The following is a 25948-nucleotide window of genomic DNA, read 5'->3' as shown; positions in this document are numbered from 1 at the left end:
GGAGGAAGAAGGAAGAATGCTTACACATCAAGCTTTTTCGGGATCGGTATTTTAGGTTGAGTTAGGCGGATTGACTTGACAAAAAAGAGTTAGTCCCCCTAGGATAAGGTTTGAGATGAAATTTGAATATTTCAGATAGCTGTGTGGAGTCAATGTAAAATTTCAAATGTAAAATCGACTGACTCTGGCTGTGTTAGTTACTGCTCGGTGCTGATATCGCAAATTGGTCGATCGCTCACAATCAAAATTTAAGATAAGCACCGCCGATTGTGATGGACTAAAATCACAGATTAAATCACAACACTTGATCGTCGATGGGTTTATAAAAAACATTCGGCAAGCGGAAAAAGAGCGTGTCTTTAGACCGCTCGATGCAAGCGAGACGGGCGGTTTTAACCGCCGTGAATCTTTCTTAATTCTTAATATTTTTAGCAGTGTAAAAAGGGATATTACCGTTATAATCTAGATTGGGATGGATACACAGGTGCAAACCTAGGAAGCAAATGCCTACCATATATTAAAGGTACGCGGGGACTCCACGGAACCAAGGGCTAAGTCCCTTAAACGCTTGAGGAGCTTGTTGAAAGACAAGGATAGCAGCCCACCATTTTTTGGCAAGAGGATTGCGCCCAGGAACCCTAGCAATAGGGATATTAAGAACGAAATTTCTTAAGAATCTCAGTGTCTTTAGACCTGAGAGTGTCAACTGCTAAAACTAACAAAGTTTGATGATTTCTGGGAAATAACATAAATGGTAGCTACATCCGTCAAAATTAAACACGAAGTCAAAGACTTATCCCTCGCCCCGTTGGGCAAGCAACGTATCGAGTGGGCAGGCCGCGAAATGCCGGTATTGCGTCAAATTCAAGAACGCTTCGCTAAAGAAAAGCCCTTCGCAGGCATCCGTATTTCAGCTTGCTGCCACGTTACAACAGAAACAGCTCATTTGGCGATCGCCCTGAAAATGGGCGGCGCAGACGCTGTACTCATCGCTAGCAACCCCTTGAGCACCCAAGATGACGTAGCAGCTTGCCTAGTTGAAGACTACGGCATTTCCGTCTTCGCCCTCAGAGGAGAAGACGCGGCTACCTACGAACGTCACGTTAACACAGCCCTCGACCACCGTCCCAACATTATCATCGACGACGGTAGCGACGTGGTAGCTGCTCTGATCCAGCACCGCCCCAACCAAATTTCCGACTTGATCGGCACCACCGAAGAAACCACCACCGGCATCGTGCGCCTGCGCGCTATGTTGAAAGATGGCGTGCTGACTTTCCCGGCGATGAACGTCAACGACGCAGATACGAAGCACTTCTTTGACAACCGCTACGGTACAGGTCAATCTACTCTAGACGGCATTATCCGCGCTACCAATATCTTGTTAGCTGGTAAAAATATTGTGGTTGCAGGTTACGGCTGGTGCGGCAAAGGCACGGCACTGCGCGCCCGCGGTATGGGCGCCAACGTAATTGTTACCGAAATCGATCCGATTCGGGCGATCGAAGCAGTCATGGACGGTTTCCGCGTCATGCCGATGGACGAAGCAGCAACAGTCGGCGATATCTTCATCACCGTTACCGGCAACAAACACGTCATTCGTGCCGAACATTTCGACACCATGAAAGACGGCGCAATGGTTTGCAATTCCGGTCACTTCGACATTGAAATCGACCTCAAATCCCTCGGTGCAAAAAGCACTGGTGTGAAGACAGTTCGCTCTTTCACCCAAGAATACCGCCTCAATAACGGCAAGTCGATTATTGTGTTGGGCGAAGGCCGTTTGATCAACTTGGCAGCCGCCGAAGGACACCCCAGCGCTGTCATGGATATGAGTTTTGCTAACCAAGCTTTAGCCGCAGAACATCTGGTCACCAACAAAGGCAAACTAGAGCCGGGTATTCATTCAATCCCAGTGGAAGTTGACAGAGAAATTGCCCGTCTAAAATTGGAAGCAATGGGTATTTTCATTGATACCTTGACACCCGAGCAAATTGAGTACACCAACTCTTGGACTTCGGGAACTTAATCATAGTTTAGAGTTGTAGAAGCAATCCTATTGCTGACAACTTAAGGTTAAACCAACAGTCTTTCTTGTTTGTGTCGAAGTCTAGATCCCCCCTAACCCCCCTTAATAAGGGGGGAACCGGAATCAGATCAAAGTCCCCCTTATTAAGGGGGATTTAGGGGGATCTAGACTCAGGTAAAAACGAGATTTCTCAGGACTTTCAGTGTCTAGATCCCCCCTAACCCCCTTAATAAGGGGGGAACCGGAATTGATCGAAGTCCCCCTTATTAAGGGGGATTTAGGGGGATCTAGACTCAGGTAAAAACGAGATTTCTCAGGACTTTCAGTCTTAAGTTGTCACCAATGGGCAGAGCCTAGGAACGAGCAAAATGACTAATGACTAATGACTAATGACTAATGACTAATGACTGATGACTTCTGCTGTACCTATTACCAATTATTAAATCAAAATGGTTGAATGGATAACTAACACAATGCAGTCGATGGGCTATCTCGGCATTGCGTTATTGATGTTTTTGGAAAACCTGTTCCCGCCCATCCCCTCAGAATTGATTATGCCGCTGGCAGGATTCACCGCATCCAAGGGCGATATGCAGATGATACCGGCGATCGCAGCAGGGACGATCGGCACAGTTTTAGGGGCACTTCCCTGGTACTATGCGGGTAAAATATTGAGCGAAGAACGCTTGAGGAATTTAGCCGACAAATACGGCAAGTGGATTACAGTATCCGGCGCCGATATTGACAAAGCAAATAGATGGTTTAACAGACACGGCAACAAAGCCGTATTTTTGTGTCGCCTCGTACCGGGAGTTCGCACCCTAATTTCCCTGCCCGCTGGCATCAACAATATGGCTTTAATCCCGTTTTTAGTCTACTCAACAATCGGCACAATTTTGTGGGTGAGTTTCCTCACTTTTGCCGGATATAAATTAGGCGAAAATTATGCACTTGTAGATGATTACCTAGCTCCAGTTTCCAAAATAGTTGCTGTGACTATTGTCATCGGCTTTATTTTGTGGGTTGTGAAAAAGAATATGCAAAAGGAAAAATATCGCAAGTAAATGCAAGAAGAAGGAAGAAGGAAGAGGGAAGAAGGAAAGAAGCAAGGAGGAAGGAGGAAAGAAGAAGCAATAAAATCTTAGATTTCAGAAATTAAGAACTTCCTAATTGTCTTGGCGGTTGCCATATCCTCAAAATAATCTGCGTTCATCTGCGGTTCAAAAGCAATCGCCATTTTGACTCGCTTCAACAATGTCTCAACATTAGCGACAAAACATAAACAGAAGACCATATTTGAGACGAACTTCTGCTATTTTTACTACTTTTTTGAATTTATTTTTAAATTGGCGATCGCCAGATTAGCACAGTGACACGCAGCCGATCGCTTCTTCCTTCTTCCTTCTTCCTTCTTCCTTCTTCCTTCTTCCTTCTGGTATAATCGTGGCAAAATAGGGAACATTGCTATCCGCACTGTTAAGATATGTACGAAAAAATTGTAGCCCCGACAACTGGTTCTAAAATTACTTTCAAAGACGGTTCGCCGATCGTCCCCAACGACCCAATTATCCCCTTCATACGCGGTGACGGTACGGGCGTAGACCTCTGGCCAGCATCCCAGAAAGTCATGGATACTGCCGTAGAAAAGGCTTACGGCGGCCAGCGGAAAATTAACTGGTTCAAGATTTACGTAGGCGACGAAGCCTGCGATGTCTACGGTACCTACCAGTATTTGCCCCAAGATTCCCTAGACGCCATCAAAGAATACGGCGTCGCCATCAAAGGCCCCCTGACAACCCCAGTAGGTGGCGGAATTCGATCGCTCAACGTAGCATTGCGCCAAATATTTGACCTCTACGCCTGCGTGCGGCCGTGCAAATATTATGATGGCACCCCATCGCTGCACAAAACTCCCGAACTGCTAGACGTAATTATTTACCGGGAAAATACAGAAGATATTTACCTGGGAATTGAATGGAAACAAGGCAGCGAAATCGGTAACAAACTAATTGAATACCTCAACAATGAGTTAATTCCCGCAACGCCAGAACACGGCAAAAAACAAATACGCCTCGATTCTGCGATCGGCATTAAACCAATTAGCAAAAGCGGTTCTCAGCGTTTAGTACGACGGGCAATTACCCACGCTTTGCGGTTGCCAAAAGACAAGCAGCAAGTAACCTTGGTGCACAAAGGCAACATCATGAAATACACCGAAGGAGGTTTCCGAGATTGGGGTTACGAGTTGGCAACCACCGAATTTCGCGCTGATTGCGTAACAGAAAGAGAGTCCTGGATTCTCGGAAACAAAGAACACAATTCCGAGATTAGCTTAGAAGACAATGCCCGCCAAATAGATCCGGGCTACGACGCTTTGACACCCGAAAAACAAGCCGTAATTTGTAAAGAAGTTTCCGATGTTTTGTCCGCAATTTGGGAAAGTCACGGTAGCGGAAAGTGGAAAGAAAAAATCATGGTCAATGACCGGATTGCTGACAGTATTTTCCAACAAATTCAAACTCGACCAGCCGAATATTCAATTTTGGCAACGATGAATTTAAACGGCGATTATTTGTCAGATGCAGCCGCAGCAATTGTCGGCGGATTGGGCATGGGCCCCGGTGCGAATATTGGTGATGAATGTGCTGTTTTTGAGGCGACTCACGGCACTGCACCTAAGCACGCCGGTCTCGATCGAGTTAATCCCGGTTCCCTGATTTTGTCGGGAGTGATGATGTTAGAATATATGGGATGGCAGGAAGCGGCAGATTTGATTAAGAAGGGTTTGGGCGCTGCAATTTCTAACGGTGAAGTTACCTACGATTTGGCAAGGTTAATGGAGCCTCCGGTGCCGGAACTCAAGTGTTCTGAGTTTGCTGAGGCGATTATTAAGCACTTTGCTGATTAGTAGGTTTGAGAGATTTTTTGACCGCCGATGAACGATGATAAACGCTGATAATATTGGTGATATCTTTCCTTATCTGCGGTTGAAAAAATTAAGTTCTGGACGCAACTCTAATATTAAAAAAAGGTACGTTGTTGCGCTTCAGCGCTCTTGCAGATATAGAAAAAGAGCGCTGAAGCGCAACAACGTACCTAAGAATTAACACCATATTATGGCAGTTGTGTCTAGGACAAAAAATGCTATTTTTGTATAGATGGAACAGCCATACCGCGCTCAACGGCGGGACGCTTCTGCAAGGTTTCTACCCAACGTTTGAGGTGGGGATGGTTGTCGAGGGTTAATCCTTGAAATTCGTAAATAGCCACCCACGGATAAGTCGCGATATCGGCGATGGAATATTCGCCGCAAATGTATTCGTATTTTGCTAGTTGAGAATCTAATACTCCGTAGAGGCGCAAGGTTTCTTTTTCGTAGCGTTGAATTGCATAGGGAATTTGTTCGGGTGCAAAACGTCTGAAGTGGTTTAGTTGTCCGAACATTGGCCCGACGCTGGCCATTTGAAACATCAGCCACTCCATGACTTGAAAGTATTTGTGTTTGTCGGTGGGCAGAAATTGGCCTGCTTTTTCGGCTAGATAGATCAGGATGGCGCCTGACTCGAAGACTGTAATGCCGTTATCGCGATCGACTATAGCGGGTATTTTGCTGTTGGGGTTGATGGCGATGAATTCTGGGCTAAATTGGTCGTTTTTGCTGATGTCTATGACGTGCACGTTGTAGGGTAAACCTATTTCTTCGAGCATGATCGAGACTTTGCGGCCGTTCGGTGTGGTAAAAGTGTAGAGATCGATCATAGTTGATAGTTAAGAGTTGATAGTTGACCTATGGTAGGGGCGGTGCCCCCGTGCCCGCCCTCTTATTTGACAATTCACAGTTAACAGTTGACAGTTTAGGACAAAGTTTTTAAGACGGGAATTTATACCCTGTTCTAAAAACTTGGGGAATCCTGCGATGCCCGGATGGGAAACCCTATTTTTTGGTATGATTATATTATAGTGATTTAAGGTGTATTATTAATAATAATGAATATTCTGGAAATTCTCAAAGACGATTATCAAAGATTCCCCGAAAATCAGACTTACAACATTTACGCAAAAGATGTTTATTTTGAAGACCCAGTGAATCGATTTACTGGAGTCGATCGCTACCGAAAAATGATCGGGTTTATGGGGACTTTTTTTCAACAGATTAAACTCGACTTGCACGAGATTTCTCAGTCGGGAGATACTATAGACACTCGTTGGACTCTGAGTTGGATGGCGCCGTTACCTTGGAAACCGAAAATGGCAATTAGCGGTAGGAGCGAACTGAAGGTTAACGGCGACGGTTTAATCGTTTCCCACGTCGATTACTGGAACTGTTCGCGGTTAGATGTGCTGAAACAACTGGTATTTGCGATCGACAAATAACCGCTTTTAATTAGCCTGTAGCGCGTGCACTGCGATCGGGTTGAGCTTGTAGGGCGCTTTTTTGGAGGACTGAAGTCCTCACTACAAACTTTCTGCGATCGCACTTTTTAACGGATATTCGAGGTTTGAGCCAAGTTTTTTGGTTGAAAACTGCGTTTTGGGCGATCGGGCTATTGACGTTAGCCGATATTTGTGCTACAAATATACTACATAATGGATCGAGTTAAATATATTTAAACAAAAATGCCCTACGAAAAATTAGAAATATCCACCCCAAAACCAGTATTATCCTGGGCAAATCACGCCCTGGGCGACAAAGAGACCAAGATGGCAACCAATGTAGCATCTTTGCCCTTTGTATTCAAACACGTCGCATTAATGCCCGACGTACATTTAGGAAAAGGAGCTTTAGTCGGTTCAGTAATTGCCACAAAAGAAGCAATTATTCCTGCTGCTGTGGGGGTGGATATTGGTTGCGGGATGATGGCAGTAAAAATGCCATTCAACGCCAACAAATTAGAAGGAAAACTCAAACAAATTCGCCTCGATATCGAAGCAGCAATTCCCGTCGGATTTGCAGAAAACAAAGAAGTCGAAAAATCTGTCACCAACTGGCAAAGATGGGGCGATTTCAAGGAACTGCATCAAGGAGTGCAGCGCCAAGATAATAAAGCTTTAAAACAGTTAGGTTCCCTCGGCGGCGGCAATCATTTTATCGAGGTTTGTGTTGATACCGAAAACTCGGTTTGGCTGATGCTGCACTCTGGTTCGCGCGGTATCGGCAATCTGCTAGCCCAACACCACATCGACACTGCTAAAGATTTAGCTAAACTGGCAGAAATTAGTTTAGCTGACAAAGATTTAGCTTATTTTGTAGCGGGTACGCCGGAGTTTGCTGCTTATTGGCACGATTTGCAGTGGGCGCAGGATTATGCGAGTTTTAATCGCGATATCATGATGAATCGGTTTAAGAAAATTGTGGAAAAGCATCTCGCTGGTGGCAAAGTTACGAAGCCACTTTTACACGTGAATTGCCACCACAATTATGCGGAAAAAGAAGTACATTTTGGCGAAGATGTGTATGTGACTCGCAAGGGTGCTGTGCGCGCGCAAGTTGACGATTTGGGGATTATTCCAGGTTCGATGGGGACAAAATCTTTCATTGTGAAGGGCAAAGGTAATGTGGAAAGTTACTGTTCTTGTTCTCACGGTGCGGGGCGATTGATGTCTCGAACTAAAGCGAAGAATGTATTTACTCTGGATGATTTTGTGCGGCAAACTGATGGGGTTGAGTGTCGGAAAAATGAGGAATTTTTAGATGAAATTCCGGGGGCTTATAAGCCGATAGAGGAGGTGATGAGTCAGCAGTCCGATTTGGTGGAAGTTGTGGCGACTCTGAAGCAGGTGGTTTGCGTCAAGGGTTGATGGGGGGGATTTAGTGCGATCGCCCGTTAGCGGAGCCCTCGAAGAGGATCGAATTTCTGATGATACACTTAGAGGTAGGAATCGATATAAATTCAAGCTTGAGGAAAATAGGCATGATAAATATTGAATATCTGACCAACCAAGACGGAGAGGCGATCGGAGTCGTAATTGCGATCGATAGAGAAGTTTATACTTTCAGCTTGACGGCGTTTTGATTCAATCAAAAAATCTTGGTCTTGTGAAAACATAACTTGCCTGATTCATCTAAGTTAAGGAAAATATCTGTAAACTTCTTTCCGGTGCAACACTCTGACAAAAATGACGATATTTTCATCGGCTGTCATACCGATTCTGTAGTCTCCGACCCTAATTCGATAGTAGTTACCGTCAGCCTTAAGCTTTTTCAAATTGCTGATATTTGCGAGATTTTCAGCTTCCTCTACTTCTTCAATAACTGCCTGAATTCGTTGCAGTAGGGATTGCTCGCGCAGATTGTTTAAATCTTTCTCGAAGCTCTTTATAAATTCAACATTCATTCTTTTCGCCCTAGAATCTTGAAAATTTCTTCGCGGCTAACTGGCTCGGTATTTTCGCCTTCTTGGATTGCTTTTTCTAAGGCAATATCTTCAAGAATTTCTGCCAATAAATCGTAAACTATTTCTTTTCTTTCTTGGAGCAGTTCAACAATTGCACTTTTTAGTAGTTGTTTCAGTTTGATCTCGTCTATGGTAATGTCAGACATAAAGCCTCCAGATATGGGAGTTTAGTTTAATCCTAACATACTCTCTATTATTCCATCATCTCGCTAATCCACGCGACAATCTCTGCAATTAAGTTCGGTTGACTGGGTGAAAAAGTTGGCAAGGGAATATCGCCTTGTTCGCACACCACACAAATCGCCCCATCGAACTTGCTTAAAGCTTTGAGAAATGGCTCGCTAAATCCTGTGGGTGTGGCTGAGAGTGCTGTGGAATCGTAGCAGATGAAAAACAGAGGAATTTCGCTTTCTATCCTTAATTCATCCCAGTAATCTTGTAGTTCTGCCATTGTTTTGGGTTTGCCATCTTCACTTTTGTCACAACCTTGTAAGCGCATTTCATTGTAAATTTTTGTAGCGGGATTTTCGGGATTACAGAATTTGTCACTATCGATGCAAATTAGCTTTACTTTGTTGCATAGATCGGGTCGATAGTTAATAGCTTCGGCAAGGAATTGGGGTAGTTTTTCTAAGTTGGGGCTTGCTGTTGCGGAGTTGGTAATGGTGTCTTGGTGCCAAGCTTGATAGAAGTCGGGGTAAGAGAGATTTTGGGCGCAGTGCCAGAGGACTACGTAGCAGTCTTCAAATAAATCAAAGTTATTTTCGTAAGTTTCAGTCTTCATGTGAGGTTGAAGTAAAGAAACCACTTCTTGACGATGTTCATCAGTAGTAATGATTTTTAATAAACTGTTAATAGCTCTTCTCCTAGCATATTCTGCTTTAGCCGTTTCTAGTACCTTTACTAGGGCATAAATAGCATTTTTACTTCCCTTGCCAATTTCTCCTAAGCTATCCAAGGCTTTTGAACTATTCCGAAAATCATCGCATGGCTTAAGTATATTAGGGAGCATTGAGCTATATTGATATTGATGCTTGGTAGTTTCTAGGATTTCAATTATTACGGCTACAGCTTTGCAGTTCCCTGGATTTATTCTTCCTAGACTGTCAGCAGAATAAAAACGGATCTCTTCATCTTTAGTATTTGCTAGAATACCAGTCAATTTATCTATAGCTTTAGGATTGTCATGACCAACTTTGCCTACAGCTTCTAAGAGGGCTATCTGTAGATGTTTGTCCTTAGTTTCATTGGTTTCACTCAAAATAGATAGTAAGCAATCTATACTATTTATATCGTTGATTGCATCGGTTTTTTTTAGGCTTCTCACAGCCTTCAATAGTACATCTTCATCCTCGTTTTTAAAGTTTTCTATAATTTTCATTGATACTCTTGTGACTACGATACCTCGTCGATCAATTTCGCATAAATTGTCTAATGCTAAATAACGAAGAGATGGATCGTTATCTTTTTCAATAACTTCTACGAAAGCCTTGATAATTTGGCTATCTTGTTGGTTGGCTTTCTTTAATTTATTCCTAGCATTAATGCGCTTCTTGTAATTAATGTCATTATCTAATGATAACTTTATTAAATCCTCAATTATTTCAAACTCTTCTGGATTAGATGTTGGATTATGATGCACAGGAGTAGTTATTTTTTTGAGTTCTCTGTCGATAGTGGAGGGTTTTGCAGATTCTATTTTATTTAAGCTAATTAATGCTTGGTTGCGAATTTCGTGATTTTTGGTGTTGTTCAAGACTCTATTTAAAGCAGAAGTAGATTGAAAATCACCCTGTCCAATCTCTCCTAAGACAGAGATGGCACGCCTATAAAAAGATTCAGGATATTGGGGATTTTCTAAAATAGAGCAAATTTCCTGAATGGTACTTGATTTATCAGTCTGTGCCAGAATTTTGTCGATCATTACGTGACGTGAAATAACATCAATGTGTTTTTGCCATTCCTGTTTTTCCTGATTAAAATAACCCAATCCAATATGTACTAATTGATTCACAATATTCTTGGCAAGAGGATGAGATTTGAATTCATTAATTCCTGATGCAGCAAGAAAATAGGCGCGATATTCATAAAACCCTTTTCCTATGTTTTCCCACTCCCATTCTCCACATCCATCATCAAAATTAACCAAAGCATCAATAAATTCCTGTTTCTGCGCTTCTATATTTTCTCGCCCCAACCACAGCAAAATTACCTCTTTCCACTGCGGCTCAAAAATGCGGTATTTTTCTGCAACGGGTTTATCTTGATGTTGACCAGGTAAGAAAAAATCCCGATCGCCAATTGCACAAGCGGCGAAATATTCTTGAAATGTGGGATGGTAGAAAGCGTAGACAGGTTTAAGGGGATTTTTCGCATCTACTCCCACTTGATTCAGCCAGCAGACTTTGAGCGCTAATTGGAACAAAGAATCGTTTTTAAATACACCTTCAATAAACTTATGTTGCAAACAAAATCGGTTCTCTTGCTTATCAATTGCTTCTTTTGCCAACTCTCTCAGCTTGGCGTTTAGTTGCTGTCTCTCTTCCGGTGTTGTACGAAATTCATCTTGTTTCCACCTGTACACTTCCTCCACATAATGCTGGTAAAGTTCTGCCTTGGTATCGGGTAACTTGCCATCTAGCAAATGCCAGATCGAACACAATAGCATTAACCGTAGGGGATTTCTCACCAAATCCTTAATTCGTTCTTTTCCGGTTTGGTTTAATTCTTGTTGCAAGTGAATCCCTAGTGCGGGATCACTTTTGCGAAAACCATCATGAATAAACTGCTTGACTTTCTCTTCGCTAAACCACAACGTGCGATAGGTTTGAAAGCCATTGAGTGCATAAGGATTTGCTTCCCAAATATTCAGCCTACAAGTCAGCATCACAGGCAAATTATGACTCCAAGTTGGTAGCCATCGATCGATAAATGTGAGAGGATCACCCGACGCAGCCATCTCATCCACGCCATCCAGCAGCAGCCATACCTTTCCAGCAATCAACTGTTTTTCAAAATTAGCTTTGATTTCCGGGGTGATGCTAACTAATGTATCTTCTAGCCAACGATTCAGGAGATATTCTTTTAAATGTAGCGCTGGCTTTGGCAAATTTCCCAAGGATATCCAAATCGGCAAATAATCGGTATTTTCCAAGATCCAGAAAGCAATTCTTTGCAGGAGTGTGGTTTTACCAGCACCCGCTTCTCCAATTACTGCAATTTTGTTACTTTGATTGGATTTGATGACTTTGACAAGAAATTCTTGGTACTCCAGTTTCTCGGTTTCTTCGTAGTCTGGCTGGTACAACCGGGATTTTTCAGGATGATCGTCCCCACTCCTTTTGTCTGGCTTTATGCGTTCGACTAATTCTAAATCGACATCAATATCGTCGAGATTAAATACCATCGCCTTAGCAAGCACCAGCCGATTGGTTGTCAGTTGCTTTTGCTTTTCCAAGCGGTTCCCGCAGATATCGCGCCAGTAGTCGATGCTTTTATCTGTTGTCTGGGGAGATATTTCAAGCTGCAATTTCTGTCGAACTACGTCCAGATTTTCGTCTATTGATATATTTTTATGTTTCAGAGATAGGGTGAATCTTGAAGGTGGGGTATTTGGGCGTTTATTTGGGTTGTTTTTAGGGTGTTTATCCTGCAAAACTCCCAAGTCTTCCAAATAATAAATTGCACCTCGGACTACCTCTTGTTTTCGCTTTTCCAAGATACTGGGAGAATTTTCCCACTCACGTTTCGGAAGCTCAAGAGGATTGCCTGTTTTTTCTGCTAGCTGCCACAACGCCTGTTTTGTTATACCTGGAACTACTTGCTCTCCTCGTTTATTTTTCTTCTTGTATTCCCCACTTACTTTCAGCGTATTCTCAGAAATCCACTCCACTTGAACTGCTGCTTTTAGCTCAGAGTCATCAAGGGTGAAATCAGGACTTGCCAATAGCAACAAGGCTTTTACCAATTTCAGCACGTTTTGCTTGAAATGTTCTTCTCTACCAAACTTGTGTACACCTTTCTCAGCCATGGGTCAAATATAAAGAAAATCTTAAAAAATTTTCGTTGTCTGCTTGGGCAACCTTGCCCAAGCAGCTAATCCCCATTTTATAAGCACTTTGAAAGTTGCTTGGGGAATTTGCTTGGGTTTTGCCCACAGGGGAGGCTTGTTTTGTAAACGATACAGCCACTAAGTGAGGGCATATGAACAATCTTCAAAGTCAAAAGTTGTTGCGAGTTATAGCAACTGCATTTATCCTGCAAGCAGTCATCATTGGTGTGAAGGGAAATATCGACGTGCAATCTGGTAAACCCATCCTCGATGTTATACCGTGGATGATGATTCAAGATACAGCGTTAATGCTTAAAGTTCTTCGTACCCAAAAGAGTGTTGAGGAGAGCGATCGCATTAAAAAAGACCGGATCGCCCAAAATCCCGACGATTGAAATCGCTTTGAGACAGCAAATTCGATCGCCCACAGCATCAAAAAGGGGAAATTGAACTGTTCTCAACTTCCCCCTATTGACAAATATTCGACTTTCTGAGCTTTTTCCTAACAAGCCATCTGCTTCCACTCAATTTCTAGCAAGCGCAGCAGTCTGTCATCACCTTTGGCCTTTGCTACTTGCTGCCTGCGATCGAGAATACTGCAAATATGCGATCGGTGAACTTGCGCCAAATCCGCAGCAGTTGGTGCAGATTCAACCGCCGCGCAAGCTGCGCCAACTGTTGTGACCTGCTGCTGGGCTTGAAAATCTCGCTTTGTGGTAGAGTTGATACCGCCGTATTTTTTGGGGACAGCCAGGTGTCTCGGATACCGATAGTTCCAGTCCTGACCCCGATATTTGCCTGCGACTTCCCCTTCGATCATATCTACTGTCGGAATGTCGCACTCGTAATTGGCACCGCGATAAGTGAGTTTCATATTTTTCGATCCTTATATTGAGATAAAAACGGTCGTCAGTCGATTTGAGATTTGAGATTTGAGATTTGAGATTTACTTTACAGATGAATCTGGTAGCTCGGACTTTGGTCTAAAATTTTGCGATCGACTTTCAGGAGTATACGTGGCACGGTACCTGCTTTTGGGTCTGGTTAGGTCACGCTTGCTTTTGATAGCTAAAACTATTTAAGTTTCTGTATTCAATTATACTGTTTTTTAATTGAAATGCGTTTGTTTACATAAATTAATATTTTGACGGTGAGAAGGCAGGAAAAAACCCGCCGCAGCGGGTTTAATCGAGCTTTGACTAATTCGATCGTACTCAGAACGAAACGGATCGAGATCCGAGGAATTACCCGACTGTCACTTCATCGGTTTGCACGCCTGTGGCGCCCTCTTCAGCAGAGGCAATGGCCACCAACTTGTCAAGAACTTCCTGACTGGGAACTTGACCCTTGAGGACAACCGTGCCGCTGAGCTGAGCAACCCAAACAGTATCGATATCAGCAACTTCTGAATCGCCGTCAAAAGCCAAGGCCACCCGCTTCGCCAGGCCGCTTTCGTCAAAATTTCCGTCTGGGCCGACTTTAGCAGGAGCAATGGATTGTGCTTCGGCAGCTTGCTGTACTACTTCTGCCATTGGTTGAGCCTGCTCTTCAGGCTTTTCCAGTCCAAACAGTCTTTTAAACCAACCCATAGAAGTTGAGTCTCCAGAAAATACACTTTGTCTAAGATAGCTCTAGAATTCCAAAAGAGTCGTAATTGTTGCAAAACTAAGCGAAATTTCTGAAAATGCTTTTTCTACGGACTTTCAGAATCTAAAATCTCTAACGGTATCCCTATGTTGATGTTACTTTTTTATGTCGGGGACGATCGCTATGCCTTGGATAGCAGGCGCGTAGTCGAAGTAGTTCCCACTGTCACCTTGAAAAAACTCCACAACGCGCCGGAATACATTCCCGGCTTGTTTAACTACCGGGGACATCTCGTCCCGGTTATTGATTTGTGCCAAATGATACAGGGGACGGCCGCCCGCGCTTACTTGAGCACGCGCATCGTCTTAGTCAATTGCCAGTTTCCTGATAATTCTGAGGGGAACAACCACAGTTTGCACGGCCCCCTAATTTTAGGGCTGATGGCGGAACGGGTGACAGAAACTCTCGACAAACCAGAAACCGAATTTGTTAGTCCCGGCATTAAGATTGACAGCACTCCTTATTTGGGAGAAATGATTGCAGACGATCGCGGTATGATTCAATTTGTCAGGGTAGAACATCTGCTGCCTGAATCCCAAAAAACTTATCTGCTTCCCCAGCAAGAGGAGTGAGATTTAGTCATTGGTCATTGGTCATTGGTCATTGGTCATTAGTCATTGGTTATTAGTCATTGGTCATTGGTCATTGGCAATGGGTAATTAATTGGCAATGGGTAATTGGTAATTGGTAATTGGTAATTGGTAATTGGTAATTGGTAATGGTGAGTACGTCCGAAAGTTGATAACTACGATATTAACGCATTAGCGAAAGGTAAGTGTCAACTGTCAACTGTCAACTGTCAACTGTCAACTGTCAACTATCAACTGTCAACTGTCAACTGTCAACTGTCAACTGTCAACTGTCATACGAGCTAAGCTAAAATCAATGACACAAGTAGCAATTGAAGCTCTACTCAGACAAAAAATTGGTTTAGATGCCCTGACTATTGGGTCTAATACAATTACTAGAGCCGTTAACCGTCGCATGGAAGATTGCGGTTTAACAGATATCAGTATTTATTTGACAAAATTGCAAACATCTCCTCCAGAATTGGAAGAATTAATCGAAGCTGTCGTGATACCGGAAACTTGGTTTTTTCGCGATCGCGAACCTTTTGTTTTTTTGAGTCGCTACGCGCTTTCGGAATGGTTGCCACAAAATCCCGGCAAAACCCTGCGCGTGTTGAGCCTTCCTTGTTCGACGGGGGAGGAACCTTACTCGATCGCGATCGCCCTACTAGACGCTGGTTTAAATCCGCTCAACTTCAGCATCGATGCGGCAGACATCAGCAAAGTTGCTCTCAAAAAAGCCCAGCGCGCAGTTTACGGCAGAAACTCTTTCCGTGACAAAAACTTAGATTTTCGCGATCGCTATTTTACTCCGCTGCCGGGAGATCTTTATCAGTTGAACGACTTGGTGAGAAGGAAAGTTAATTTTATTCAGGGTAATATTCTAGATAGCTATTTTTTATCTAACCAACTTCCTTACGATGCAATTTTTTGCCGGAACGTATTAATTTATTTTGATAAAGCAGGCAGAAATCAAACCATTCAACTGTTAAATCGATTGTTAAAAGAAACAGGCATATTATTTTTGGGTCACTCAGAAAGCGGGCAAAAATTGCCTACTCAATTTGTCTCGGTGCGTCATTCCCTAGCATTTGCTTACCGCAAAACAGATATTCCAGACAGCCCGCAAGTCCAGGTCAAAAAAGAGCAGACTAATATCAGTTATTCGCGGATAGTTCGGGAGTTTAAACACGCGGAAAATAGGGAAAATGTTCGCAGTGAAAAGTTGCCAAGTATTAACAATAAATCCTCTACTTCCCATCAAAAATATCCGAGAGAGAATGAGAATTCGGGGATTTTGCCAATTCGGGCGATCGCCCCGCCACGAGATCCTGCTAAGTCTCCGAGTGCGGATTTAGACGCAGCGCGACGTTTGGCCGATCGCGGACAATTGCAGGAAGCGGCCAAACTGTGCGAAACTTACCTCAGTCAAAATCCCACGAATGCTGATGCTTACGTCTTATTGGGGCAAGTTTACCAAGCAAGGGGCGATCGCCAACAAGCTGAGCAATCTTTCCAAAAAGCAACTTACCTCAAGCCGGATCACTATGAAGGACTAATTCACCTAGCTTTGCTCAAAGAAGAGCGAGGAGATATTGCCGGTGCTGCGATCGTCCGCCGGCGCATTCAGCGAATGGAAAAATAGCCTGACAAGTAATAACTGAGAACGGAATTATGGACAATATTTTTAAGCATATGACTTTGCAAAGACGCATGATCGCTGCGTTTGTGTTCATGGGGGCGATCGTGCTTGTTGTAGCTTTAGTCGGCGCCAGCGGCAATTTTCGGCTATCCGGACACCTGAAGTCGATCGCCAACGATGCTTATCCCAGCACCGTCGCTTTGTGGAAAATCAACGAAGGACAAACACAGGTGCAGTCTTCCGATCGGATGCTGCTCAACGAAGCAATCAATCCTGACCAAAGACGCCGAGAGATTGCGAGAATAAATAATGCTTGGATTCAAATAAATCAAGGCTTTCAAGATTACGATAAACTTCCGCGCAACGAGGAAGAAGACAAGCTTTATCAACAATTTAAACCGCTGTGGCAAAAGTGGACTGAGGCTCACAAAGAATTCCAAGAACTCAATAAAGAATATGAAAGAGTGGGTATTGTCAACCCCCGCCAAATCCAAATTGATTTGCTCAAACAGGGTAAAACTAAATCACCTGAACTAGCAACTGCTGCATCAGCAGTTGAGGTGCTTAACAGAATGAACGACAAAGCTTTGAATGAGAAAGTAACTACATTTCAAGCTGCGACAGAGGGAATGCTGGAACTCCTGAACTACGATCGCCAATTAGCAGCAGACTCAGCCAAAGCTGCCACCGAAGATATCAGTCAAACTAGGTTCTGGGTGATTTTAGGCACGCTGCTGGGCCCTTTAACGGCCGTACTGTTTGGACTGTACTTTAGCAATACGATCGCCAAACCGTTAGGGGCTAAAATTGCCGGAGTGGTGGATGTAGCAGAGAAAATGTCGATCGGCGATTTAACAGCAGAAGTTCATGTCAGCGACACCAAAGACGAAATTAGCAAATTGGAGAACTCCTTCCGCAGCATGAATCGGGGTTTGGCCGGATTAATCAAACAAGTGCAAACATCGGGCATACAAATCACTTCATCAGCCACCCAAATAGCCGCTTCTGGCAAACAATTAGAAGCCACAGTCAACGAACAAGCAGCATCCACCAACGAAGTTGTAGCTACTGCCAAAGAAATCGCAGCCACCAGCGGTAAACTCGTAAAAACGATGGATGAAGTTTCCCACATGGCAGAGTCAACCGCCCGCGAAGCTAGCACAGGTCAAAAAGAGTTAGTTCGCATGGAAAATACCATGAAAGTGTTGGGAAATGCTACCATTTCTATCTCTAACAAACTCGGAATTATTAGCGAAAAAGCCAACAATATCAACAGCATTGTTACCACGATCACCAAAGTAGCAGATCAAACTAATTTACTTTCCTTAAATGCAGCGATCGAAGCCGAAAAAGCCGGAGAATACGGCATGGGTTTTGCCGTCGTCGCCCGAGAAATTCGCCGCCTAGCCGACCAAACAGCCGTTGCCACATTAGATATTGAAAATATGGTTAAAGAGATGCAGTCAGCCGTTTCTACTGGGGTGATGGAAATGGATAAATTTTCCCATGAAGTCAGCAAGGGGATGGAAGATATTCGCAACATCGGCGTGCAATTAGCCGAAATTATTCAGCAAGTACAATCTCTCACTCCCCGCTTCGATTCGGTAAATAGAGGCATGGAAGCTCAATCGGAAGGAGCTCAGCAAATTAGCGAAACTATGGCGCAGTTGGCCGAAACTTCCCTGCAAACTGCTGATGCTTTGCGGGAAATCAATAGTGCGATCGGCCTTTTGAACGAAGCAGCCCACGGGATGCGCCACGAAATTTCGCGATTCAAAGTCAATTGATAGTTACTCACACCCAATATTCGTCAGTATCTAAACTCTAAAATATCAAATTTTATTCATTATTTGTAGCAGACAAAAAAGAGGTAAATTAAGTGCAGAAAAATTCAACTATTCAACAAATTTTGTGGAGGGGATTTGGCACAATATTTACCTTAATACTTATAGGGAATCTTGTAGCACAACACACTAAAAATACCTTAGTTAAATCTTTAGATAACGTTACTTCGAGCCATAAAATTTTGCAAGAATTGGCACAGTTAGATATGCTTTTGCTGGAAGCTGAGACTGGTCAGCGCGGCTATCTGTACACGGGAAAAGAGAATTTTTTAGAGCCATACAATGAAGCAAATGCAAGCATTAACGTGCAACTAGCAGAGTTGAAAGAGAAGATGAAAAATCCGACACAACAAGAAAAACTCGGTCAATTGCAAATCCTGATTAGAGAAAGAATCGATTATTTAGAAAAAACTATTCAACTCCGCAAATCTGGTCGAGAACAGCAGGTAAAACAAATAGTAAGTGCTGGAACAGGACTAGAAATTATGGCGAAGCTAAGGGGGAAAATTACAGAAATAAAGGAAACAGAAAATCGATTCTTGGATGAAAGAAAGAAATTCGCCCAGGAATCTGAGATTTTTTCAACTTACTTTGCTGGGGCGAGCACTTTGATTATTGTGGGAGTTGGGGTGTTAATTTCTTGGGTAATTATCCGGAATATCGCGCAATCCTTGGGAATAGCAGTAAAAGTTGCAGAAGAAGTATCTGCTGGTAATTTAACTGCCAATATTTCAGCAAATTATCAGGGAGAAGTTGGCAAACTACTCGCCGGATTCCAAAGCATGACTCAAAGCCTCAATTCCTTGATCGGGCAAGTACAAAATTCTGGCCTTCAAGTAACTGCTTCCTCTCATGAAATTGCCGCCTCTGGCAAGGACTTGGAGGAAGTAATCGCCAAACAAGCAGCTTCGATTAGAGAGGTGGAAGCTACTACAAAAGAGATAGCTGCTACTTCTCGACAACTGAAGCAAGCAATGCAGGGAATTACTTCTACCTTCCAAACTACCACAATAGCAGCAGAGGGCGGTCAGCGGAACTTAAGCCACATGGAAAATACCATGCGGGAATTATCAACCGCCACAACTTCTATTTCTAGCCAACTTAGCAACATCAGCGAAAAAGCTAATAATATTAGTCGAATTATTATTACAATAACCAAGGTAGCTGACCAAACTAATTTACTTTCTTTGAATGCTGCCATAGAAGCAGAAAAAGCTGGAAAATATGGTATGGGTTTTGCTGTAGTTGCTAGAGAAATTCGGCGTTTAGCCGATCAAACTGCTGTTGCTACTTTAGATATTGAAAAAATGGTTAAAGAGATGCAGGCAGCAGTTTCTACTGGGGTGACGGAAATGAACAAGTTTACTGAAGAAGTAAATGATAGCGTTGAGGATGTGGAAAGTGTGAGCTGGCAACTGACTGAAATTATCGAGCAGGTGCAGGCTATCACTCCGCGTTTTTCAGTGGTAAATCAGAGTATGGAGGCTCAATCGGAAGGCGCTCAGCAAATTAGCGAGGTGATGGTGTATCTGAGTCAATCGTCGTCGCAAACGGCGGGCGCATTGCGCGAAATTAACGGTGCTATCTCTCAATTAAATGAGGCATCTCAAGGTTTGCGTCAAGAAATTTCTCGGTTTAAAGTAAGCAATAAGGATGTAGAAAATGTTTAAAGATATCAGTTTCAAAAAGCGCCTGAATGCTGCATTTGTTTTTCTAGCTGTGATTGTTTTAGCTGTGGCTTGTATTGGTTGGAGCGGCACTTCTCGGCTAGGTAGACATATTGATACGCTAGCTAATAATAGCCTGCCGAGCGTTAGTGGATTGTGGAAAATTAATGAAGGACAAACGCAAATAGAGTCGTCGGAACGGGCCTTACTGGATCTGGAACTCAGCCCAGAGGAAAGGAGAAGTGAGTTGACGAGAATTCAGAAAGCTTGGGAGCAGATTAATGAGGGTTTTAAAGAGTATGAAACCACATCCAGAACTGCGGAAGAAGATAAGGTATACAAAGACTTGCAGGCTAAATGGGATATCTGGAAGAAAAATCACGAAGCTTTTTTAGATTTAAATAAAAAATTTGAGAGTTTGGGAATTCTCAACCCATTTAAAAGGCAGATCGAACTGATTGGTCAAGGGAATACTAAGTCGCCCGATATCGAGGCTGCTAGGAGGGCTGGGGCGTTTTACAATCAATTGAGCGATCGCGCCAAAGCGAATCGATCCTCGTTTCAAGCAGCTACTAACTTAATCTTGGAAGACCTCAAAATCAATGAAACAACGGGACAACTAGCTAAAGATCAGTCTAAAAACGATATTAATCAAACCACATTTTGGGTGATTTTTGGCATGATTCTCGGGCCGCTAACGGCTGGACTGTTTGGACTGTTTCTCACGAGCGCGGTATCCCAAACTCTGGAAAATCAAATAGATCTGTCTGGTCTCAGAATTAGCGGCTCTACGAACCAAATTGCTGCTTCTGGGAAGGAATTGGAAGCGACGATGAATCAACAAGTGGCTTCGACTAATGAAGTAGTAGCCACGGCTAAAGAAATTGCTGCTACTGCTATGCAACTGGCGAGGACAATGGATGAAGTTTCGGAGATGTCCCACCAAGCTGCTCAATCTGCCGGCGGCGGTAAACAAGAAATTGGTCGCATGGAATCCACGATGAATAAATTAGCAGATTCTACCAGTGCGATCTCGGGTAAATTGGGAGTTATTAGCGAAAAAGCTAATAATATTAACAGTATTATCACGACGATTACGAAGGTGGCAGATCAAACTAATTTGCTTTCGCTCAACGCGGCTATTGAAGCGGAAAAAGCGGGAGAGTATGGGTTGGGTTTTGCGGTGGTGGCTAGGGAAATTCGCCGACTGGCAGATCAAACGGCGGTGGCTACTTTGGATATTGAAAATATGGTTAAAGAAATGCAGTCTGCGGTGGGTGTTGGCGTGATGGAAATGGATAAGTTTACTAATGAGGTGCGTCGCGGGGTGGAAGATGTGCAAACTATTAGTTTGCAGTTGGAATCGATTATCCAGCGGGTGGAAGCTTTGACTCCGCGTTTTGAAGAGGTGAATGAGGGGATGGATGCACAGTCTCAGGGTGCTGTGCAAATTAGCGAGGCGATGGTGCAGTTGAGTGAGGCTTCTTCGCAAACTGCGTCGGCGCTCCGGGATATCAATGGGGCGATCGGGCAAGTTAATGATGCTACACTCGGTTTACGCCACGAAATGCTAGCGTTTTTAAAGTAGCCTTTTTAAAGTAAAGAGGGAGTCGGCGGCCCGAGTCGGTTTTTTAGAAGAATAACAGGTGTAGCAAGGCTCAGTCTAAAATCTATTTTTTTGTACAATAGTTATTGTAGGGTGCGGTCGAAGCCTGAATGCGATCGCAAAACTAAGCATTTCCCCCCGCTGGCCACCCTACGGTTAGTTAAATCAACTGGTGCGTGGTGCACACCCTACAAACTAAAATCTAAAATCTAAAATCTAAAATCTAAAATCGAATGACTGATGATTGCTGGAATCGGATCGGAGTTGGGGGCGATCGGACTTGTCCTCAATTAAAAACATTTATTCACTGCCGCAACTGTCCCGTCTATTCCGACGCGGGCCGGAGTTTGCTGGAACAGCAATTACCGACTGGATATCTGGAAGAGTGGACTAATTTATTGCGTTCGAGTCAAGGAGTAACTAACGCCGTCACGGCTGCGGGTACTATATCTGTAGGTATTTTTAGGCTTAACGGCGAATGGTTGGCTTTACCGGCGGCGCTGTTTAAGGAAGTGACGCAGATCTCTGTTATCCACACTTTGCCACACCGCAGCAATAATATACTTATTGGCTTGGTGAATATTCGCGGCGAAATCCAGTTGTGCATTTCGCTAAAAGCACTTTTGGGATTGGAAGCAGCAGATGCTAGCCGACAAAATATTAGTCCTGTTGTTTACGAAAGGATGGTAGTTATTGAGAGAGAAGGCAGCCGCTGGGTGTTTGGGGTGGATGAAATTTACGGCATTCACCGCATTCTCCCGGAACAAATCAGAAATGTTCCATCTACTGTTTCTAAAGTGCCAGAAACTTATACTAAAGGGATTATCAGTTGGCAGGGGCAAAGTGTTTGTTATCTGGATGATGATTTGCTGTTTTATACGTTGAATAAGAAGATTATCTGATAAATTGGGCATTGGCCAAACAGGGCGGAGCGTAGCGGAGGGATTGGGCATTGGGCATTGGGCATTGTAAAAAAAAATAACTGCTTGCAGTATAAAAAAGATTAATTATCGTTTATCTGCGTTTATCAGCTTGGAGAACGAGCAGAAAAGCTTGTTTCTATCTTCCTTCAACATTCATCCGTTAAATCATTTACACAATCTGTTGCCGAACTTCCGTCTTATATCAAATCTGGTAGCATCAAAATTATAAATCGAGTCAACAGTGAAGAGCCAATCACCATCATTTTTCCGATTAAGAGTCCCACAGTCAACAGTCAACAGTCAACAGTCAACAGTTAACAGTTAACAGTCAACAGTTAACAGTCAACAGTCAACAGTCAACAGTTAACAATCACCTGACGGTGCAACCGGAATTCATATCACTTATTAAGGATTAATAAAAAATGGCAAACCAAGATATGAGCAATTTCTCCATGATGGATTTATTTCGCATGGAGGCGGACACTCAAGTAGCAGTATTAAATGAGAACATTTTGGTATTAGAAAATAACCCGAATTCTCCTGCTGAACTGGAATCTTTGATGCGGGCGGCCCACTCGCTCAAGGGCGCGGCGCGGATTGTGGGACTAGATGCTGCGGTGCGAATCGCTCACATGATGGAGGATTGCTTTGTGGCGGCGCAGGCTGGCTCGATCGCCCTAGACTCACCTGATAAGATTGATGTGATGCTGCGGGCGATCGACCTTTTGGCCCAAATCAGCCAGATTCCGGAAACCGAGATCGAAAATTGGTTCCCGGTTAATCGATCGCAAATTGAAACCTTAGAAACTGCCATCTTAGCAATTATCAATAACGAACAATTAGATTTGGGCAGCCCAGATGAAGCAGAAACAATAGAACAAGAGACCATTGTTGAAACAGAAATTCTGCCGGAATGGGAGCCGCAATTACCTGTTGATTTTACCGCAGAAATAACAGATCACGTACAATTCAATTCTGATATTCCTCATGAAATATTGCCCGATTTGCCACAGGTTGAAAGTCCAGAAACTCGGCTGCTTAAAACTGATTTATCGATGTTAGCTTTATTTGCCGGAGAAGTAGAAGCACAATCAATACTATTAAACCAAACTTTACTCTCGCTCAAAAATGACCCCAATGAATATTTAGACTTAGACTCCCTTGTTAAATCCGCTCATTTAATAAAAGGTGCTGGCAGAATAGTTCAGTTCCATGAAGTTGTTAAACTTGCGAAGGCGATAGAAGATACATTTGTGGCACTTCAGAAGCACAAATCTAGCTTAAATCCCAGTCAAATTGACACCCTGCTCGCTGGAGTAAATATTCTGGTAAATATGCAGGAAATTCCGGCACTGGAAATCGAATCTTGGCTGGCAGAACAAGAGGCAGGAATAGATAATATTGTCGCAGATATAAGTAAGATTCTTGAATTATTAACAACTAAACAATCGGCAACAACTGCGGCAGTTGTTTCACAAAAATCTGCCGAAGTGACGAGTATCCAAACAACCCCGACACCACAACCAAAACCTCAAGATAATGCTTCCCAACGCACAAAAAATAGCGATCGAATTTCCCCCGCTACCAATTCTACAGCAGTAGCTGTAGAGCAACGACCGACTAAAATTGTTAGCGCCAAACCTGCACCTTCAAATCTCAGGGAAAACGCTCAAAAGCCTAAAACCGCCGATCGCGTAGTGCGAGTAAATGCGGAAAATTTAAACCGGATTATGGGTTTGGCGGGCGAATCTTTAGTCGAAGCAAAATGGCTGCAACCGTTTGCTGATTCATTATTAAAACTTAGAAAAAACCAAGGACAACTTTATAATTTATTGGAGAAATTGCAGGAATCTTTAAGCGATTCTGTTCTGGATCAGCGCTCGGAAGATTATCTCAGCAGTGCTCGCAAAAAAGCTAATGATTGCCGCCATATTTTGTCCGATCGCCTTAACGAACTAGAACTGTTTGCCCGCCGTTCTGCCAACTTGTCCGATCGCTTGTACCGAGAAGTTATTGCCAGCAATATGCGACCGTTTGCTGACGGCGTTTCAGCTTTTGGGCGAATGCTGAGAGATTTGGCGAGACAGTTGGGCAAGCAAGTAAAATTTGAAGTTGTTGGCAAATCTACTCAGGTAGATAGAGATATTTTAGAAAAATTAGAAGCACCGCTAACGCACATTTTACGCAACGCTCTTGACCACGGTATTGAACTCCCAGACGCACGTTTGGCTGCGGGAAAATCGGCGGAAGGTACGATCCGACTGGAAGCTGCACATCGGGGCGGGATGCTATCAATTACCGTTTCGGATGATGGAAAAGGAATAGAACCGGAAAAACTCCGCCAAAAAATTGTCACGAAAGGTATGGTAAGTGCGGAAATGGCTGCGAAATTGACTGAACCAGAATTGATGGATTTTCTGTTTTTGCCTGGTTTTTCTACTGCTAGTCAAGTGACGGAAATTTCGGGCCGCGGTGTTGGTTTGGATATTGTGCAAAGTATGGTGCAGGAGGTTGGTGGCATTCTCCGGGCGACATCTGTGCCGGAAAAAGGTATGAGTTTTCATTTGCAGTTGCCGCTAACTCTGTCGGTAATTCGGACGCTGTTGGTGGAAATTTCGGGGGAACCTTATGCTTTTCCGCTGACTCGGATCGATCGCATTGTGATGGTTGAGTCTGCTGATATTGCGATCGCCGAAAACCGACAGTATTTTACTCTTGACAACCAAAACATTGGTTTGGTGACAGCTTATCAGGTGTTGGAGTTAGCTGCGCCACCTGAGAAGTTGGATTTGTTGCCGGTGATCATTGTGAGCGATCGCTCTAGCAGTTATGGTTTAGCTGTGGATAAGTTTCTGGGCGAACGCGATTTAGTTGTCAGGCCTTTAGATCCGCGTTTGGGTAAGGTAGCGGATATCAGCGCGGCTGCTTTTATGGAAGACGGTGCGCCGGTGCTGATTATCGATGTTGAAGATTTGGTGCGATCGACTGATAAACTGCTGGCTGAAAGTCTGTTACAGAAAGTTAGTAAAACCGAACAAACTGCTGAATCAACAACTCGCAAGCGCGTTTTGGTAGTAGATGATTCAATTACTGTTCGAGAAGTAGAGCGCAAACTTTTAGAAAATCAAGGATATGAGGTTGAAATAGCTGTTAATGGTATGGATGGTTGGAATGCTCTGCGTACCGGGCAGTTTGATTTGGTAATTAGCGATGTTGATATGCCGCGCATGACGGGGATTGAGTTGGTAAGTCAAATTAAAAATCATTCGGCCCTAAAGTCGATTCCGGTAATTATTGTTTCTTACAAAGACCGCGAGCAAGATAGAATCAGAGGATTGGAAGTGGGAGCGGATTATTATTTAACTAAAAGCAGTTTTCACGACGATACGCTGTTAAATGCGGTGGTTGATTTAATCGGTGAGGCTTAAAAAAAAACCTCGGGTTAAGTTTTTTTAATTAAAAAATAAAAATACGACCAAAATGTGGTATGAATAGTGGTAGGGTGCGTGATAGTTCGTAATTCAATCGGTAATTCAATACGCTTGGCCCCGAGCCTGGAGATCCCCCCTAGCCCC

20 protein-coding genes are annotated in these 25948 nt (G+C 43.5%); 13 read left to right on the top strand and 7 right to left on the bottom strand.

The features are described 5' to 3' along the window. Positions 1 to 751 precede the first annotated feature (751 nt). The gene (ahcY, locus tag QZ938_RS02870) at positions 752 to 2029 is read left to right on the top strand and encodes an adenosylhomocysteinase (protein ID WP_293347813.1); all 1278 of its coding nucleotides are present in this window, start codon (positions 752 to 754) and stop codon (positions 2027 to 2029) included. Positions 2030 to 2478: 449 nt separating this feature from the next. Continuing rightward, positions 2479 to 3093, top strand: coding sequence for a DedA family protein (locus QZ938_RS02865; protein WP_293347810.1), 615 nt, complete (start codon positions 2479 to 2481; stop codon positions 3091 to 3093). 257 nt (positions 3094 to 3350) lie between these two features. Here the strand turns inward: QZ938_RS02865 and QZ938_RS02860 are convergent, their stop codons facing one another. After that, positions 3351 to 3479 carry a hypothetical protein gene (locus QZ938_RS02860; RefSeq protein WP_293347807.1) on the bottom strand — a complete coding sequence of 43 codons (129 nt, stop codon included), beginning with the start codon at positions 3477 to 3479 and terminating at the stop codon, positions 3351 to 3353. A gap of 33 nt (positions 3480 to 3512) precedes the next feature. Between QZ938_RS02860 and QZ938_RS02855 the strand changes: the two genes are divergently transcribed. Next, the gene (locus tag QZ938_RS02855; protein ID WP_293347804.1) at positions 3513 to 4937 is read left to right on the top strand and encodes an NADP-dependent isocitrate dehydrogenase; all 1425 of its coding nucleotides are present in this window, start codon (positions 3513 to 3515) and stop codon (positions 4935 to 4937) included. Between the two features lie 236 nt (positions 4938 to 5173). Here the strand turns inward: QZ938_RS02855 and QZ938_RS02850 are convergent, their stop codons facing one another. Then, entirely contained in the window at positions 5174 to 5788 is a 615-nt protein-coding gene (locus QZ938_RS02850) for a glutathione S-transferase N-terminal domain-containing protein (RefSeq protein ID WP_293347801.1), read from the bottom strand. A gap of 228 nt (positions 5789 to 6016) precedes the next feature. On the opposite strand from QZ938_RS02850, the gene QZ938_RS02845 reads away from it, so the two are divergent. Next, entirely contained in the window at positions 6017 to 6403 is a 387-nt protein-coding gene (locus QZ938_RS02845; RefSeq protein ID WP_293347799.1) for a DUF2358 domain-containing protein, read from the top strand. A gap of 243 nt (positions 6404 to 6646) precedes the next feature. Further along, positions 6647 to 7828 carry an RtcB family protein gene (locus QZ938_RS02840; RefSeq protein ID WP_293347796.1) on the top strand — a complete coding sequence of 394 codons (1182 nt, stop codon included), beginning with the start codon at positions 6647 to 6649 and terminating at the stop codon, positions 7826 to 7828. 269 nt (positions 7829 to 8097) lie between these two features. Here QZ938_RS02840 and QZ938_RS02835 read toward each other — a convergent pair whose 3' ends face one another. Genes QZ938_RS02835 through QZ938_RS02825 form a run of 3 tightly spaced genes read right to left on the bottom strand, consistent with a single transcriptional unit; the run spans position 8098 to position 12454 of the window. After that, complete coding sequence (locus QZ938_RS02835; RefSeq protein ID WP_293347793.1) at positions 8098 to 8364, bottom strand: type II toxin-antitoxin system RelE/ParE family toxin; 267 nt, start codon at positions 8362 to 8364, stop codon at positions 8098 to 8100. Further along, positions 8361 to 8570, bottom strand: a complete 210-nt coding sequence (locus tag QZ938_RS02830; protein WP_293347790.1) for a hypothetical protein — start codon at positions 8568 to 8570, stop codon at positions 8361 to 8363. Before QZ938_RS02830 ends, QZ938_RS02835 begins: the two co-directional genes overlap by 4 nt. Positions 8571 to 8617: 47 nt before the next feature. Beyond that, positions 8618 to 12454 (bottom strand): HEAT repeat domain-containing protein, encoded by a 3837-nt coding sequence (locus tag QZ938_RS02825; RefSeq protein WP_293347787.1) that lies wholly within the window; start codon positions 12452 to 12454, stop codon positions 8618 to 8620. A gap of 173 nt (positions 12455 to 12627) precedes the next feature. Between QZ938_RS02825 and QZ938_RS02820 the strand changes: the two genes are divergently transcribed. Continuing rightward, positions 12628 to 12870: a hypothetical protein gene (locus tag QZ938_RS02820; RefSeq protein ID WP_293347784.1), complete on the top strand. Its 243-nt coding sequence runs from the start codon at positions 12628 to 12630 to the stop codon at positions 12868 to 12870. Positions 12871 to 12977: 107 nt separating this feature from the next. On the opposite strand, the gene QZ938_RS02815 is transcribed toward QZ938_RS02820, so the two are convergent. Next, entirely contained in the window at positions 12978 to 13349 is a 372-nt protein-coding gene (locus tag QZ938_RS02815) for a DUF4278 domain-containing protein (protein WP_293347781.1), read from the bottom strand. Positions 13350 to 13719: 370 nt separating this feature from the next. Further along, positions 13720 to 14064: a phospholipid-binding protein gene (locus tag QZ938_RS02810; protein WP_293335249.1), complete on the bottom strand. Its 345-nt coding sequence runs from the start codon at positions 14062 to 14064 to the stop codon at positions 13720 to 13722. Between the two features lie 144 nt (positions 14065 to 14208). Between QZ938_RS02810 and QZ938_RS02805 the strand changes: the two genes are divergently transcribed. From QZ938_RS02805 to QZ938_RS02775, 7 genes are all read left to right on the top strand, one after another. After that, positions 14209 to 14694, top strand: a complete 486-nt coding sequence (locus tag QZ938_RS02805) for a chemotaxis protein CheW (RefSeq protein WP_293347778.1) — start codon at positions 14209 to 14211, stop codon at positions 14692 to 14694. A gap of 313 nt (positions 14695 to 15007) precedes the next feature. After that, positions 15008 to 16336, top strand: a complete 1329-nt coding sequence (locus QZ938_RS02800) for a CheR family methyltransferase (RefSeq protein ID WP_293347775.1) — start codon at positions 15008 to 15010, stop codon at positions 16334 to 16336. Between the two features lie 29 nt (positions 16337 to 16365). Further along, on the top strand, positions 16366 to 18120 hold the full coding sequence (locus tag QZ938_RS02795; protein WP_293347772.1) for a methyl-accepting chemotaxis protein: 1755 nt from the start codon (positions 16366 to 16368) through the stop codon (positions 18118 to 18120). A 92-nt stretch (positions 18121 to 18212) separates the two neighbouring features. Continuing rightward, on the top strand, positions 18213 to 19847 hold the full coding sequence (locus QZ938_RS02790; protein ID WP_293149755.1) for a CHASE3 domain-containing protein: 1635 nt from the start codon (positions 18213 to 18215) through the stop codon (positions 19845 to 19847). Continuing rightward, positions 19840 to 21432 (top strand): methyl-accepting chemotaxis protein, encoded by a 1593-nt coding sequence (locus QZ938_RS02785; RefSeq protein WP_293347769.1) that lies wholly within the window; start codon positions 19840 to 19842, stop codon positions 21430 to 21432. The genes QZ938_RS02790 and QZ938_RS02785 overlap by 8 nt, the downstream gene beginning before the upstream one ends. Before the next feature lie 251 nt (positions 21433 to 21683). Further along, positions 21684 to 22352 carry a chemotaxis protein CheW gene (locus QZ938_RS02780; RefSeq protein ID WP_293149751.1) on the top strand — a complete coding sequence of 223 codons (669 nt, stop codon included), beginning with the start codon at positions 21684 to 21686 and terminating at the stop codon, positions 22350 to 22352. 443 nt (positions 22353 to 22795) lie between these two features. Next, a complete protein-coding gene (locus QZ938_RS02775; protein WP_293347766.1) occupies positions 22796 to 25801 on the top strand; it encodes a hybrid sensor histidine kinase/response regulator in 3006 nt (1001 codons plus the stop codon). The last annotated feature ends 147 nt before the right edge of the window (positions 25802 to 25948 follow it).

Origin of the sequence: Microcoleus sp. CAWBG27 (assembly GCF_020883145.1) — a bacterium.
Classification (GTDB): Bacteria; Cyanobacteriota; Cyanobacteriia; order Cyanobacteriales; family Microcoleaceae; genus Microcoleus.
This window is presented reverse-complemented; position numbering and strand designations above follow the sequence as displayed.